Source organism: Saprospiraceae bacterium (assembly GCA_016714025.1).
Classification (GTDB): domain Bacteria; phylum Bacteroidota; class Bacteroidia; order Chitinophagales; family Saprospiraceae; genus Vicinibacter.
Genome location: JADJOB010000002.1, coordinates 14,738 through 27,237, shown reverse-complemented (window position 1 = coordinate 27,237; position 12,500 = coordinate 14,738). Strand labels below are relative to the sequence as shown.

Sequence of the window (12,500 nt, the reverse complement as noted above, 5' to 3'; positions counted from 1 at the left end):
ATTGATTCTAAGTTTATTTTGTTTAAACATTTGATAAGTTTATCTAAGTGGCGCAAAACGTCGTTCAGGAGATACTCGCCGTGCTGCTTTCGACGAAACCCAAATATTAAACATTTTTACTAGTCATAAGCCAAGAGTAAAAAATTAATCTTAAGCGGTATGGAGAGTATCTCTTGTTAAGCCCAGGCAATTTGCGAAATCTGTTCTAGTTCTTTTTTTGATAACTTATATTCTTCTTCTAGATCAAAATCATTTTGTAGACCTAACCAAAATTTAGCTGAATTTCCAAAATATTTTGATAATCTTAATGCAGTATCCGCACTTATACTGCGATTTCCTTTAATAATCTGCGATATTCTTGTTTGTGGAACTTGAATAGCTTGGGCTAATTTGTAAGCAGTAATTTCCATAGGAATAAGAAATTCTTCAAGAAGCACTTCTCCTGGATGAATGTTTTTTAATGAAGCCATACTAATGATAATTTAATATTTTAACATTTTTAGAATGCGAATTTTCCCATTTAAATACTATTCTCCAACTATCATTAATTCTTATGGAGTAAAAATCTTTTAGGTCACCTTTTAATTTTTCTAAATGATTTGAAGGCGGCACTCTTAAGTCATTGATATTGTTAGAGTTATTTAACATTCTAAGTTTCCTTCTAGCTACTTGCTGGACTGACTGAGGAATTCCCTTTATGAGTGTTCCAGTCCAAACTAGTCCAGTATTCTTATCACCAAAACTTAGGATCATAATAACACAATACGTTAGTAACGTTCAAAGATACTAAATGTTTGGAATTATTAATGTTTTTTGACGGTTGGGCATAGACGCTGCACCGCCAACTCTCCTGATGCCAAAAATATTATTTAATTTCATTTAAAGCAATAAAATCTTTTAATGGAAGACTAAAGCTGCCTGGCGGTGTAGAGTCTATGCTGTGTTGGCTGCCGTGATATTTTACTTGAACTCTACCTTCTCGATTTGATATTTTTCGGAGTTCTTATAGATATCGAACATTTCATTCCTTCTTGCAACTGCCTCTTCAGCAGAATTATAAATGTTTAAATCTGAAGTACAGCCTGTTGTATTTTTGCATCGAACTTTTACATAGTTACCCCAGTCAGAAGTTTTTTCTTTAATAGCTTGCTCATCCTTATTTATCTTTAAAATATCTGTGTAGAGTATATAAGCTATTTTAGATTCTTCTTTTGTCCATTTGTGAGAAGAGCAATAATAATAAACGATATTTTTAGAGGTAGTTAAATCCTTACTACAAGCAAATGTAAATAGAATTAATAATGATAATAAAGACAAAAGTTTCATATTGCAAGGTTTTAAAGTTTATGCAAAATAATGAAAAATTTCAAGAATAAGCCAAAATAGTTTTTAATGTATGGCAGCCAGCGTTTTGGCAGTATACGCTGCACCGCCAAACCATGAGTAGACAAAAATAAGGAATTAGTTTTTATTACCAGAAAAAAATAATGCGTATGATAAAAGATGCTTGGCGGTGTAGGGTCTATGCCATTTTATCAGCGGGCTTATTTAGATGTCATTCAAAAATATGGCTGAATGTTGAACTCTTGCAATATAAACGACTTAAGAATTTACTCGATAAACTATTCTATAATTTCCTTCAATTAGTTCTCTAATGTTTTCTATTCCAAATTCTGGAACAATTTTTCCCGATTTTGGAAAAATTTCTAATTGCTTTACTCTTACTAAAAGTTTTTCAATAAATCTACTTGCGTAGGAAGTTAAATCATGTGCAATATAATCGTGAATAATTTTAAGTCTTCAAGAGTTAATTCAGTCCAGAAAATATTTACCATTTCTTAGCTATTTCTTCTACTCGCTCATGAGAAATAGTTTTTCCTTCGTCTATTTTATTTAAACCTTTTCAACTTTTTCAAAAAAAATAAGCCTTTCTATAAGTGTTTCTAAATAAGTGTTTCTAATTCAAATTCTTGTGGGAGTTCTTTGATTGATTCGATTACTTTATCTCGTTTCATAGATACTTTTTATTTAAAGCGATGATACAAAACATTTATTGTCTATTTAAGCTCGCTGATATGTGCTGGTGTTTCTGTCTATGGTTCGATAATTATTTTTTGTGTCGCCTTTTCATAAGGGGTTTCAATTGTAAAAATATATGTTCCTCCAAGGTCGAGGTTTTTGATTTTTCGTTGGAATGTGTTTTCTCCAATTTGTAAATTAGTTAAAACCCTTTCTTCTATTTTCTTGCCGTCAACATTGTAAAGTGAGATTTTTGTTTCAGCGATTTTATTCAAATGAAACTTAACTATAAAGTCACCATCACTTGGATTTGGAAAAGCTTGCATTTTTAATGTTCCAACGCTTTGTTCATTTAAATAGTGAGTACCTACTGCTGAGTTTTTGATTACATATACTTTAAATATTTGGCTGCTTGCACTACTTTGGGTTCCTAAATTTGTAAAAAATATATTTGCAGCCGTGCTACTGATACCACCATAAATATAGCCAACTAATGTGCTATCATCTGTAAAGTCATCTAATTTTAAAACTTCATTACTAAATTGAGGAACACTTTGACTTGGAATGAATTCTGCACCTGCACCAAGCAAACTCGGCATTTCGACAGGAAGTTTATATTCTGCCATTGTCCCACTTGAATTTCGTGTTACACTGGCAATTGTTTTCACAAATGGAACATTGTTATCTTGAACCAACACTCCTAAACTATCATAGTATTGGGCAATTCCGCCAAAGAAAACATTGTGCATCTCGTTATTTGAAGCTGAATATAATGGTAAAACTGCACAATGATAATGGTTGTAATACTGTTGAAATGTGTTGTTTACAATGTATGTTGTGCTGTCAATGTTTACACAATTTAAAAATGGTAAGTCAACAGTCGGTTGAAATACACCTGAAAATGCAGTAATTCCCTCTGCACCATTTGGTAATATTTGAGGCAATGCGTTATAATCTCTACGGTGGAGATTTGTTGCATCAGTAATTGTTGGTAAATGTGTTATCGTGACCGTAGTTCCGTCATCTGTCAGGTTGAATTTACGTATTGCATTTGTATAAGCTTGTGTGTAAGTTGCATGACCCATTGGATTATAGTTACCATCAAACTTATTACCACCTATTAGGTAAAAGGTATTATCTATTTTTTTTAGATGTCCACCTGTTACTGCAAATTGAGCATCACTAATTTGTCGAAAAAAACTTGTGATTGAAGTTCCTCCAATAACTGCATTTATTACAGAAGGAACATTAATGGCGGTTAAGTTGTCAAAGGTTTTTCTTGCGGCTGATGCTGTGTTATAGCCATAACCACCAATGACATACAGGTAGTTTCCTTCTTGATGAAACTCCATATTAGTTGAACTTAATTGCTCTTGCAATGCAACCGAAAGCGATGTTAATGGTGCTGTCCATTTTTGTTGAGAAACAGGGTCAATTACAATTATTTGATTGTTGTTGCCTGCTATGTCAAATGCAGCAAAAGGCTGTCTGCGGTGAAGTCCGTCAAGACGACCGCCAACAATAAGCCATTTTCCGTTGTATTGTCCAAAAGCATAGGCTTGAAGTCCACTAAGTCCAGATATGTTCATTGGTTCAATATAAATATTGAATGGTGCCGTCTGAGAAAAGACTGATAGACTTAAAAATATTAAACCTAAAAATGTAGTTATTTTATTTGTCATTTTATTTGCTATTAATTTGTCCGCAAATTACATTTTGGTTTTGTATCCGTTAGTAACCTTTGTTACATAAGTAATGTTTAGTTTGTGTTGTCCTCTAGGATTACACCTAACGTTTTGCAGATACCCGAAGGGATGGCCTTTTACCACAAAACTTGATTTGAAAAACTAACGTTTGATTTACCACAACACTGTTTTTGGAACACTAAACCCCGCCTTTTGGGTAGGTGGTGTTATGTGCTGGTTACCTTTGCTAGCCCAAATCAGTAGTCTTTATCTCTAATAAATTTTCTGAAAGGATAAAGAATAACCATGTGAACCATATCAACATAAATACAAGGCCGCCAAAGCCTGTATACATGCCAATCATCTCAGTATTATAGAAAGTTGCCATGCCGCTCATAAGATAGAAAACACCACTTAAAAGCGCCATTATCGCAATACCATTTGGCATTTTTTTGCTTTTAAATGCAAGAAAACCAAATATCATTAGGGGCACAGAAAATATAAAGCAATCAATAATGTATATCATAGTGTTTTCATGGTTTAATAAACTAGCCATGTCAAGTGCTCCCGCAGGAAACCAAAAAATAAATCCTACAAGGCTTAGAATTGCCGACTCGGAATGGTGAATAAGATAAAGCGCATAAAATACAGGTGTTAAAATCAATATTCCTGCTAACGCAAGTAACACACCCATACTACTTGAAGGTGCAATTGATATTATTACAAAAAATGATACCATTAACACCACTGCTAATAGTGCGCACCATCTGGAAATTTGGATAACTTTTTTGTCCACTATAAATATTTAATTAAGTGTTTAAATTAAGGATTTTAGTTTTAAACTTGCCCATAACGGTTTTGCATACACGCCAGCCGCTTGAGCATAAGCCAAAAATAAAACCTTAAATTTTATTTCCCAAACCGGCCTTGAGAAATACCATCCATTCCAAAAGAATCAGCTGGAGTTTATGCTGTGTTATACCTAGCCGGCCATGTCACGTTGGTTTTAAATTAGGATTACGACGTAAATCAAATATTGAAAGAATAATAAGTTTTTCATCGCGAATCCTATAATATACTCTTACTTTTTTAATCAATAATATACTATAAATTCTATTACTCGAATTCTCTAAAACCCCAAGATATGGATTCAAACTTATTAAAGATAATAGATGCTTAAGTTTGGACTGGAATTTTAAAGCTGTTTTTTCACCCCATTCGTTTGATAAATATCCTAAAATGCTTTTTAAATCAAATGTAGCAGTTTTTGTAAAGAACACTTCCATTTATCCTTTAAATACTTCATTCATTGGAATCAGATTTTCGTCATTCTCTGATTCCTCAAAAGCTTTAAGTATGTGACTTTTTTGTTCCTGGGTAAGGTGATTCCAGGTCCTTGTATCTTTTGTATTTCTATAATATTCGATCAGCTCATATATGGCCTCCAATTTATCTAGATCTTCAATGGATTCCAGTAGAGTATTAATATCTTTGATTAAGTTAGTCTTTGTCATAATAATACAAAAATAGCAATTATATTTGTTTTGGCCGGTATAGTATAACGTTTTGCAGATTTGCGTTGGGCTGGCTTTTCAGCACAAATGTTGATGCGAAGAACTGAACTTTCCGTAACCACAAATGTGTCTGCGGAGCACTGAACCCCGCCTAGTGCAAATGTGCTGTTAGCGGTAGTTTTTCTATCCACAACCTTCTTTCAATTTATTAATGTCAAAGTCTTTTGGTATAGGAATAGTTTTGATGAAATTAAGCCACTCTGTTTCCAATTGTCCGATTGAGAATCCATAAATTGAATTGAATTGCTCAAATCCACCAGTCCAAAGTAGTTTCATTTTTTCAACTCCGTATTTCTCATAAAGGTATTTGAAAATTCCAGCACTTTGAATATATGCAATTACATCACTTTTTTTTGCTTGGCTGTCGAAGCTGTTAACTAAACTGTCAAGTGGGAATAGTTTTCTTTGTTGAAGATAATATGCATTGATGGAATACATAGGATTGTCATAAAAGCAATAATCGTCGGTATATGTTGCTCCGCCTTCGTCCAATAAGCGATAATTTGTCAAACCCCAGGTTTCGTATGAAATCAGGTGAAATATTTCGTGTTTAAATTGGGGGCGGATATTTTGGTTGTAAACAAAGAAAACCAGGTCGTGTCCCTTAGCAGCTCCACCTTTTATTTTGTAACCCATTACTTTCTGCATCTCCTCTTTACTGTCAACTGCCAATAAATAAATTCCATTGTTGTAAGAATCGATATTTAGCACGGATAATATTTTGCTATGCGTTACGTCCAATTCTTGTTCAATTTCAATAAGATGATTTGAAGTGTAAGAACTGTCCCGAAAATAGATGCGAAACGATTTATAGTTAACGGAAGAGAGAGAAATGGAGTCATTTCCTATAAAACCTAAAACATAAGAAGAGGGTTGTCTGAATATTACTTGTTGAGAAAAACTCTCTTGCAAGGATGTAGTAATGAACAGTATCGTCAATATTATTGTTCTCATTTTTGTCGTCTTTTAAAATTACCGCTAACGGATTTGGCATAGACGCTGCACCACCAAACCAAACGCGACCAAAAATAAGAAATAAGTTTTTCATTGCCCGAAAAAATTAAGAGAGAATGATTAAGTGCCAAGCGGTGTAGAGTCTATACCGTGTTATGGGAGGTATCATTCAAAGTCCCGCTTTGAGAGTTCCGATTGTCTTATTATTGAATGTAAAGTTCCAATTTTAATTTCTTTGTGCATAGGCACTGGAACTGTTATAGTTGAATCATCTGAAAGTTTTTGCATTATTACATGACTTACTTTTTGTCTCACTTTGATAAATCCATGCTGTGACAATATCAAACAGATATCTTTACCAGAAATTGTTTTCATTAAAATCTAGATGTTAACTGTTACTCTTGATATTTGCAATTCGTTGTGCAATCTTCTAGAAATTTCAGTTTCAGATGCTGTTTCATAAAATAATTCAAGTGCTTCAACGAGGTTTGATTTGGCCTCATCAGGAGTGTCACCTTGACTGGCAATATCTAATTCAGGACAAAGTGAGATATACATATTGTCTTCTTTTTCTATTACTGCTGTTAATTCAATTTTTCTGTTCATATAGCAAATTTAATGAATTTTTTGATATCTCCCATCGGCGGTTGGGCATAGACGCTGCACTGCCAAACCATTGGTAACCAAAAGTAGAAAATTATATTGTTATTACCGTTAAGAATTATAAGAGAATGATTTTCGTTGCTAGGCGGTGTAGAGTCTATGCCATGTTAGGGGCGGCTTTATTAGAATGAACTGGAATACAATGTGATCCACTTCACCCATTTTTCCTCATCTTTTTTATAGAAACTGAGTTCTTCGTTCCCTTCATAAATTCGGCTCAGTTTGCGTATGTATATCAAGCAAATTGTTTCATTTCGTATATACATAGGTTTTGAAAATGAGAACAGAATTGGACCCCTTCGACAAATAGTAGTAACCGTATTTGGTTCCTCTTTTTCCTGAGGTAATGATCTATCGTAATTTCTAATAAATACCCTTATACTATCAATCGAAATCGCCTTTGCATTATGGATTAAGGAATCACGCCACTTAAAATTTCTAAGTTCTTCAATCTGCTTGTTTAAAGAATCCTTTTCGTATTCTCCAATTTTTAATAGTTGGTCATAATTATGTTTATTTGCTCCGTTGTCTATATAATTATCAAGTTCTTTTTTTATAAAATTAATAATCCAATCCTCAATTTTGTCAGTATATACTATTGAATCTTCATTTCGCAGTTCGGTGGCTAGCACTTCCTTTATTACTAAAGTATCTTTAGAATAGTCTTGGCAAATTAATACCTGAGTCACTAAAATTAAAAAAGTAAGAAAGAAGTATTTCATTGATATATACTAGAAGTCGCCCCTAACGTTTTGCAGATTTGCGATGGGCGTGCGATTTTGCACTGAACTTCCTGCGGAGTACAAAACTGTCTGCTACCACTAAACTATCTGCGTGGCACGAAACCCCGCCTATTGCAAATGTGCTGTTAGCGGTTCGGGCTTGTTGTCCAGTCATTATATGTCATTTCGAATTTAATTTCCTTTGTTCCGTGTGTTCCAACTTCTGTCCAGCCTGCTTTTCTGTAAAACTGTTCTGCTCTTGTATTAAAAGCTGTTCCTAACCAAACCTTTTCCTTCGTCTGTGTAAAATACCAGTCCAACATAATTTTGTGTAATAGTTGTCCAATACCTTTTTTCTCAAATTTTGGGTTTAAAAATAACGCCCAAATGTTATTTTCTTTTAAGTCAGCAATAGCAAAACCCACAATTTGCTTTTCAATTTCGCAAACCCATCCTTTTCCTCTTTCCGTAATAAACTCTACGCAATCTTCATCTGTCACCAGGTTAGGATTTGACAATGTATTTTCTGTTACAGAATTTCTTACGATTTGAATTTGTTTTATGTCGTCAATTTTAGCTTCTCTAATAATCATAATTTATTTCGTTCTATTATCTTTCTGCCATTGGGTTGTTCTAAATTGTCAACTGTTTTTTGTCGTTGTGTCGCTTTAGCCTGCCCGCTAAGGGTTTGGCAGTGCACGCTGCACCGCCAAAGGGTTGCTAGCCAAAAGTAAAAAATATTTATTAAACAGCCAAAAAATTAAAAGCAAAAGCATAAAGTAGCAAGCGGTGTAGCGAGTGCTGCCTGTTATCGTCCCGTGATGCTGTCCCTACAAGTGAAACGTTCTAAGTTCTAATTTTCTTACCGAAGCAAATTGTGATTTAAAGCCAAGCAAGAGCGATATGAACTGAATCCAAATGATTTATTAAATCCCTATTGCATCATGTGTACTAACGGATTTGGCATAGACGCTTCACCGCCAAACCATTGTCAGCCAAAAATAGCAAATTAACTTTTTATTACCGAATAAAATTAATAGAGAATGATTTACGATGCATGGCGGTGTAGAGTCTATGCCTTGTTATGCCTCGTTCTTTTTTACTTTTTATGCGTACATCAATTTTCCTTTGGGAGTTGGAATTGGCCTTCCTATAGAATTGGCTGTTTCAATCCATTCATCAATTACAATTTGAACATTGGATATGGCTTCTTGATATGTTTTTCCGTCTGATTTACAACCTGCTAATTCGGGGACTTCAGCAATAAACGATTGATCAGTTTCGCTCCAGTAAATAATAATTTCATATTTATGATTCATCATCTTCTTGGATTTCTAATTTGTAATTAATGATAATTTCTCTTATTTGTTTAACTTGATATGCCTTCGAATGGCCACCAATTTCTTGTATATTAATAATTTCCTGAATACTTTCTTTGTAATAAATATAGTGGCTCCCTTTAATCCTAACTTCAAATCCAAGTTTTACTAAATCTAATTGTTCCACAAATGCATCAATAAATCTCACTGGATTTTCTTGGTCGATGGAATCCTCCAGTGAACTGAGTTGCATTTGTAATCTTGGTATGCCGGTTACATGATTCATAATATATAAAAATACAAATCAAAATGATTCCAACAAAGAGATTTACAAAATTATTCTCGAATTAGTTTTTTCACAACCTGACGTTTTGGGGCTTTGCGTTCGGGCGGGATTAGATGCACTTCCGCTTGGCTAATGTACAAAAGTTTTTAAATGCACAAAAGTTGAATTTTGCACATCAGCCCGCCTGACGCAAAACCCTTGTTAGTGGCTGGGCTTTTTCGGTTTCTTACTTGATTTCGCTTTGGCATTAAAGTCAAGAGCAAGGTTTATCCAATAGTCAAAGTCGGCTTGTGTTTTCATTCCGTTCTCGTCTATCATTATGTAACCTTTCATTGGTCGCTTTGTAAAGTCCATTGTTCGGCAACCAATTTTTTCAATTTCAGTTTCGTGCAATGTTGGGTCAATTCTGCACATTAATTCATCTTTAATAATTCCAACACACATTTTGTCGTTGTACATAAATGTCAAGCCACCCATCATTTCTTTTTCAGTAACGTTGGGTAGCTCGACAAATTTTTCTCTCACTCGATTTGCTAAATGTTCATCGTAAGCCATAGAGTTTATTTACATTGGAAAAGCTGATTGAAATTCTCTTGGGTCGTAATACAATGTATGATTTGATATCTTGTCATTTTCAACCAATATGTATTCAGCAATATCCATTGAAATTTTGCCCCCATTTGGTGTTTTTAATTTCAAGTTGGTTATTGTGCAAATCTCATTTTCAGATTGGAATTGTTTTATAATATTCAATTCCTCGTGAAAAGGGATAAAGTTTGTCAGAAGCCCAATATAATTATCAGCTCCTTCAATTTTCATAAGTGGTCCAACAAAAACCATATTGTCTGCAAGTAAATTTCTCAAATCTTGCATTTGTGCTTTCCCTGTTCTAATATCTGTGTTAAGGGAATAATATTTGTTTACAATTTCTCTACTTGTCATAATGTTTTATTATTTCATTGAATGTAATGCAACCTTATTTCCTTCAGTGTCTATAATGTGAGCCATAAAACCATTTTGTCCAATTGAAGTTTTTGGTAAAACAATTTTCCCGCCTGCACTTTCTACTTTTGAAAGTGGTAAGCTTAAATCTTCGCCACCATTCAAATAGATTAATGCTCCTTTTGTTGAAGGTTCAAATCCTTCGTATTGTGCTATTCCACCACCTACACCTTTTTCCATATCACAAGGTAACATACCATATTTTCCATCAGGGAAAGGCATTTCCATAATTTCAGCACCATACAATGTTTCATAGAATATTTTTGCTCTTGCGAAATCTATTACTGGGATTTCGAACCAATTAATTGAATTTGTCATTTTTTTATATTTTTTGTTTGTGAAGTGCAAATATACAAAACTACTTTAAACTTGCAAGTAGTTTTGTTTTTATTTACTTTTGCACTATGAAACGAATAAAAAGAAAATCGGATTGTCCGATAAATTTTGCAATGGAAATTTTTGGTGATAGGTGGACTTTCCTAATTGTTAGAGATTTAATGTTTAAAGGAAAACACTTTTATGGTGAATTTCTAATGTCAGAAGAAGGAATTGCAACTAATACACTTGCTGATAGATTGTCATTGCTTGAAATTAATGGTATAGTCAGCAAGTCAAGCGACCCAAGTCATAAGCAAAAGATAATGTATAGTCTTACTCAAAAAGGAATTGATTTAGTTCCTGTTTTGGTTGAATTTATAATGTGGTCTGCAAAGTATGATAAGGATTCTGCTGTCGATATGAAATTTGTCAAAAGTGTCAAACGAGATAAAGTCGGTCTAATTTCTCAAATTTCAAGTCGTCTTGTTGAAGAGTTGGGGGTCTCGTAGCCTTGCCACTAACGTTTTGCAGCTACCCGAAGGGCGGGGATTTCACCACAAAACTTGATTTGAAAAACTAATGTTTGATTAACCAAACATACTGTCTTTGGAACACGAAACCCCGCCTTTTGGGTAGGTGCTGTTACCTGCCGTTATCTTTTCCAATCGTCTTTGAATAAATTTATAATGTCAAACGGAATTTTATTCCACACTATTTGCTCAGAATACATTTGATTACTCAGAACAGTTATTCCGAAGTTGTGTTCTGGAAAAATCATTAGTGTCGATGAGAAACCTGGATTATCGCCAACGTGCCAATAATACTTCCCTAATGATTCAGAATTTGTAATCCACCACCCAAGTCCGATTGACACATTTTTATTTTGTGGTGCAACAAATCTTGTTGTCCAGATATTATTTAGTGTGCTGCTCTTTATAATACCATTAAATGAGGTCGAATCTTTATAAATATTCAAATTTTGAATTATCCAATTGGATAGATCAAGTGAACAAGAATTCAAGTTTCCGCTTGGCGAATGCTCAGCATTCTCAGTATACATACCCCCAACTTTAACATTGCCCTTTTTTAAAATATGTGGAGTGCTCCTTCTATCTGTAGGAATTTTCAAGTAGTCAGTGAAGCTGTTTGGCATATTCGACTTTAAAAGAATGTTATCTCTTATGTAGCTCTCGTATTGTTTGCCCGATATTTTTTGCACCAGGTAACCTAATATATCATAAGCGGCATTGCTATAGGTTTTTGCCCCATCGAATTTTGTTCCCGGAGCAAAATCCAGAACCTTATTATTTAAACTGTAAACAAGTTTTCTTAAGGAGCTACTGTCATTGGGTGATTTTTTTAACTCTATGTCCCAGGGAAGTCCAGAACTGTGAGTCAAAAGGTGTTCAATGGTTATGTCCTTATATCTCTTGTCTTTCATTTTGAACTCAGGCAAGTAGTAGATAAGTTTTTGGGTAATGTCGATTTTGCCCTGCTCAGATAATTGCATAATTGCAGTTGCAGTAAATAATTTCGTAACTGAGCAAGTGAGAAAGTTTGTCAGACTGTCAATTGGTTTTGATGTGCCAATTTCTCGTGTTCCATAACCTTTTGTCAAATAAATTTTCCCGTCTTTAACAATGCCTATTGAAACACCAACCAGTTTATTTTCGGTAAAATAATTATTCATAATGCTGTCTATCCTATCCAAGTCCGATTTCTGCTTAGATAACGGAGCTGTCTTATGGCTTTGTAAAGACAAACAAAGAACGGAGGCTAGTAAAATAGTTAGTATCAGAATGAATTTTGTCATTGTCGTCTTTATAATGGCAGGTAACGGATTAGTATACACGCGGTCTCGCCGCTTGGAAACAGCCAAAGTTACTGTTTTATTTTTATTTACATTACAGCCAAAAGTGAAAAATGAGATCTGGATCGGCGTGATCGAGTGTATACAG

Annotated in this window: 20 protein-coding genes; 1 reads left to right on the top strand and 19 read right to left on the bottom strand. The window is 34.1% G+C overall.

Going from position 1 to position 12,500, the window contains the following annotated elements; all coding sequences use genetic code 11:
* Positions 1 to 176: 176 nt before the first annotated feature.
* The 18 genes from IPJ80_03420 to IPJ80_03335 all read right to left on the bottom strand — a co-directional run bounded on the left by IPJ80_03420 (position 177) and on the right by IPJ80_03335 (position 10,542).
* Positions 177 to 470, bottom strand: coding sequence for a HigA family addiction module antidote protein (locus IPJ80_03420; GenBank protein ID MBK7912529.1), 294 nt, complete (start codon positions 468 to 470; stop codon positions 177 to 179).
* 1 nt (position 471) lies between these two features.
* Positions 472 to 753, bottom strand: coding sequence for a type II toxin-antitoxin system RelE/ParE family toxin (locus IPJ80_03415; GenBank protein MBK7912528.1), 282 nt, complete (start codon positions 751 to 753; stop codon positions 472 to 474).
* A gap of 207 nt (positions 754 to 960) precedes the next feature.
* Positions 961 to 1,326, bottom strand: coding sequence for a hypothetical protein (locus IPJ80_03410; protein ID MBK7912527.1), 366 nt, complete (start codon positions 1,324 to 1,326; stop codon positions 961 to 963).
* Between the two features lie 276 nt (positions 1,327 to 1,602).
* Positions 1,603 to 1,791, bottom strand: a complete 189-nt coding sequence (locus tag IPJ80_03405) for a type II toxin-antitoxin system RelE/ParE family toxin (GenBank protein ID MBK7912526.1) — start codon at positions 1,789 to 1,791, stop codon at positions 1,603 to 1,605.
* 302 nt (positions 1,792 to 2,093) lie between these two features.
* Positions 2,094 to 3,701, bottom strand: coding sequence for a T9SS type A sorting domain-containing protein (locus IPJ80_03400; GenBank protein ID MBK7912525.1), 1,608 nt, complete (start codon positions 3,699 to 3,701; stop codon positions 2,094 to 2,096).
* A gap of 250 nt (positions 3,702 to 3,951) precedes the next feature.
* On the bottom strand, positions 3,952 to 4,500 hold the full coding sequence (locus tag IPJ80_03395; GenBank protein ID MBK7912524.1) for a hypothetical protein: 549 nt from the start codon (positions 4,498 to 4,500) through the stop codon (positions 3,952 to 3,954).
* Positions 4,501 to 4,699: 199 nt separating this feature from the next.
* Complete coding sequence (locus tag IPJ80_03390; GenBank protein ID MBK7912523.1) at positions 4,700 to 4,990, bottom strand: type II toxin-antitoxin system RelE/ParE family toxin; 291 nt, start codon at positions 4,988 to 4,990, stop codon at positions 4,700 to 4,702.
* A complete protein-coding gene (locus tag IPJ80_03385) occupies positions 4,991 to 5,218 on the bottom strand; it encodes a hypothetical protein (protein MBK7912522.1) in 228 nt (75 codons plus the stop codon).
* Positions 5,219 to 5,401: 183 nt separating this feature from the next.
* A complete protein-coding gene (locus tag IPJ80_03380; GenBank protein MBK7912521.1) occupies positions 5,402 to 6,232 on the bottom strand; it encodes a hypothetical protein in 831 nt (276 codons plus the stop codon).
* A gap of 165 nt (positions 6,233 to 6,397) precedes the next feature.
* Positions 6,398 to 6,607 (bottom strand): type II toxin-antitoxin system HicA family toxin, encoded by a 210-nt coding sequence (locus tag IPJ80_03375; protein MBK7912520.1) that lies wholly within the window; start codon positions 6,605 to 6,607, stop codon positions 6,398 to 6,400.
* 6 nt (positions 6,608 to 6,613) lie between these two features.
* Positions 6,614 to 6,838 (bottom strand): type II toxin-antitoxin system HicB family antitoxin, encoded by a 225-nt coding sequence (locus IPJ80_03370; protein MBK7912519.1) that lies wholly within the window; start codon positions 6,836 to 6,838, stop codon positions 6,614 to 6,616.
* Between the two features lie 179 nt (positions 6,839 to 7,017).
* Positions 7,018 to 7,617 carry a hypothetical protein gene (locus IPJ80_03365; GenBank protein ID MBK7912518.1) on the bottom strand — a complete coding sequence of 200 codons (600 nt, stop codon included), beginning with the start codon at positions 7,615 to 7,617 and terminating at the stop codon, positions 7,018 to 7,020.
* A gap of 146 nt (positions 7,618 to 7,763) precedes the next feature.
* Positions 7,764 to 8,210, bottom strand: coding sequence for a GNAT family N-acetyltransferase (locus tag IPJ80_03360; protein MBK7912517.1), 447 nt, complete (start codon positions 8,208 to 8,210; stop codon positions 7,764 to 7,766).
* 513 nt (positions 8,211 to 8,723) lie between these two features.
* The gene (locus IPJ80_03355) at positions 8,724 to 8,936 is read right to left on the bottom strand and encodes a type II toxin-antitoxin system HicB family antitoxin (GenBank protein MBK7912516.1); all 213 of its coding nucleotides are present in this window, start codon (positions 8,934 to 8,936) and stop codon (positions 8,724 to 8,726) included.
* Positions 8,926 to 9,189: a hypothetical protein gene (locus tag IPJ80_03350; GenBank protein ID MBK7912515.1), complete on the bottom strand. Its 264-nt coding sequence runs from the start codon at positions 9,187 to 9,189 to the stop codon at positions 8,926 to 8,928. The genes IPJ80_03355 and IPJ80_03350 overlap by 11 nt, the downstream gene beginning before the upstream one ends.
* 234 nt (positions 9,190 to 9,423) lie before the next feature.
* Positions 9,424 to 9,777, bottom strand: a complete 354-nt coding sequence (locus IPJ80_03345; protein ID MBK7912514.1) for a TfoX/Sxy family protein — start codon at positions 9,775 to 9,777, stop codon at positions 9,424 to 9,426.
* Positions 9,778 to 9,786: 9 nt separating this feature from the next.
* Complete coding sequence (locus IPJ80_03340) at positions 9,787 to 10,164, bottom strand: nuclear transport factor 2 family protein (protein ID MBK7912513.1); 378 nt, start codon at positions 10,162 to 10,164, stop codon at positions 9,787 to 9,789.
* Positions 10,165 to 10,173: 9 nt separating this feature from the next.
* Positions 10,174 to 10,542 carry a VOC family protein gene (locus IPJ80_03335; protein MBK7912512.1) on the bottom strand — a complete coding sequence of 123 codons (369 nt, stop codon included), beginning with the start codon at positions 10,540 to 10,542 and terminating at the stop codon, positions 10,174 to 10,176.
* 86 nt (positions 10,543 to 10,628) lie between these two features.
* Here IPJ80_03335 and IPJ80_03330 point away from each other — a divergent pair, with 86 nt between their 5' ends.
* Complete coding sequence (locus tag IPJ80_03330; GenBank protein MBK7912511.1) at positions 10,629 to 11,051, top strand: helix-turn-helix transcriptional regulator; 423 nt, start codon at positions 10,629 to 10,631, stop codon at positions 11,049 to 11,051.
* 143 nt (positions 11,052 to 11,194) lie between these two features.
* Here the strand turns inward: IPJ80_03330 and IPJ80_03325 are convergent, their stop codons facing one another.
* A complete protein-coding gene (locus IPJ80_03325; GenBank protein MBK7912510.1) occupies positions 11,195 to 12,253 on the bottom strand; it encodes a beta-lactamase family protein in 1,059 nt (352 codons plus the stop codon).
* Positions 12,254 to 12,500: the final 247 nt, after the last annotated feature.

Bases quoted from the DNA above. Each gene is read 5' to 3' on its own strand.
- IPJ80_03420 (MBK7912529.1), bottom strand. From the start codon at position 470: ATGGCTTCATTAAAAAACATTCATCCAGGAGAAGTGCTTCTTGAAGAA.
- IPJ80_03415 (MBK7912528.1), bottom strand. From the start codon at position 753: ATGATCCTAAGTTTTGGTGATAAGAATACTGGACTAGTTTGGACTGGA.
- IPJ80_03410 (MBK7912527.1), bottom strand. From the start codon at position 1,326: ATGAAACTTTTGTCTTTATTATCATTATTAATTCTATTTACATTTGCT.
- IPJ80_03400 (MBK7912525.1), bottom strand. From the start codon at position 3,701: ATGACAAATAAAATAACTACATTTTTAGGTTTAATATTTTTAAGTCTA.
- IPJ80_03390 (MBK7912523.1), bottom strand. From the start codon at position 4,990: ATGGAAGTGTTCTTTACAAAAACTGCTACATTTGATTTAAAAAGCATT.
- IPJ80_03385 (MBK7912522.1), bottom strand. From the start codon at position 5,218: ATGACAAAGACTAACTTAATCAAAGATATTAATACTCTACTGGAATCC.
- IPJ80_03380 (MBK7912521.1), bottom strand. From the start codon at position 6,232: ATGAGAACAATAATATTGACGATACTGTTCATTACTACATCCTTGCAA.
- IPJ80_03375 (MBK7912520.1), bottom strand. From the start codon at position 6,607: ATGAAAACAATTTCTGGTAAAGATATCTGTTTGATATTGTCACAGCAT.
- IPJ80_03370 (MBK7912519.1), bottom strand. From the start codon at position 6,838: ATGAACAGAAAAATTGAATTAACAGCAGTAATAGAAAAAGAAGACAAT.
- IPJ80_03365 (MBK7912518.1), bottom strand. From the start codon at position 7,617: ATGAAATACTTCTTTCTTACTTTTTTAATTTTAGTGACTCAGGTATTA.
- IPJ80_03360 (MBK7912517.1), bottom strand. From the start codon at position 8,210: ATGATTATTAGAGAAGCTAAAATTGACGACATAAAACAAATTCAAATC.
- IPJ80_03355 (MBK7912516.1), bottom strand. From the start codon at position 8,936: ATGAATCATAAATATGAAATTATTATTTACTGGAGCGAAACTGATCAA.
- IPJ80_03350 (MBK7912515.1), bottom strand. From the start codon at position 9,189: ATGCAACTCAGTTCACTGGAGGATTCCATCGACCAAGAAAATCCAGTG.
- IPJ80_03345 (MBK7912514.1), bottom strand. From the start codon at position 9,777: ATGGCTTACGATGAACATTTAGCAAATCGAGTGAGAGAAAAATTTGTC.
- IPJ80_03340 (MBK7912513.1), bottom strand. From the start codon at position 10,164: ATGACAAGTAGAGAAATTGTAAACAAATATTATTCCCTTAACACAGAT.
- IPJ80_03335 (MBK7912512.1), bottom strand. From the start codon at position 10,542: ATGACAAATTCAATTAATTGGTTCGAAATCCCAGTAATAGATTTCGCA.
- IPJ80_03330 (MBK7912511.1), top strand. From the start codon at position 10,629: ATGAAACGAATAAAAAGAAAATCGGATTGTCCGATAAATTTTGCAATG.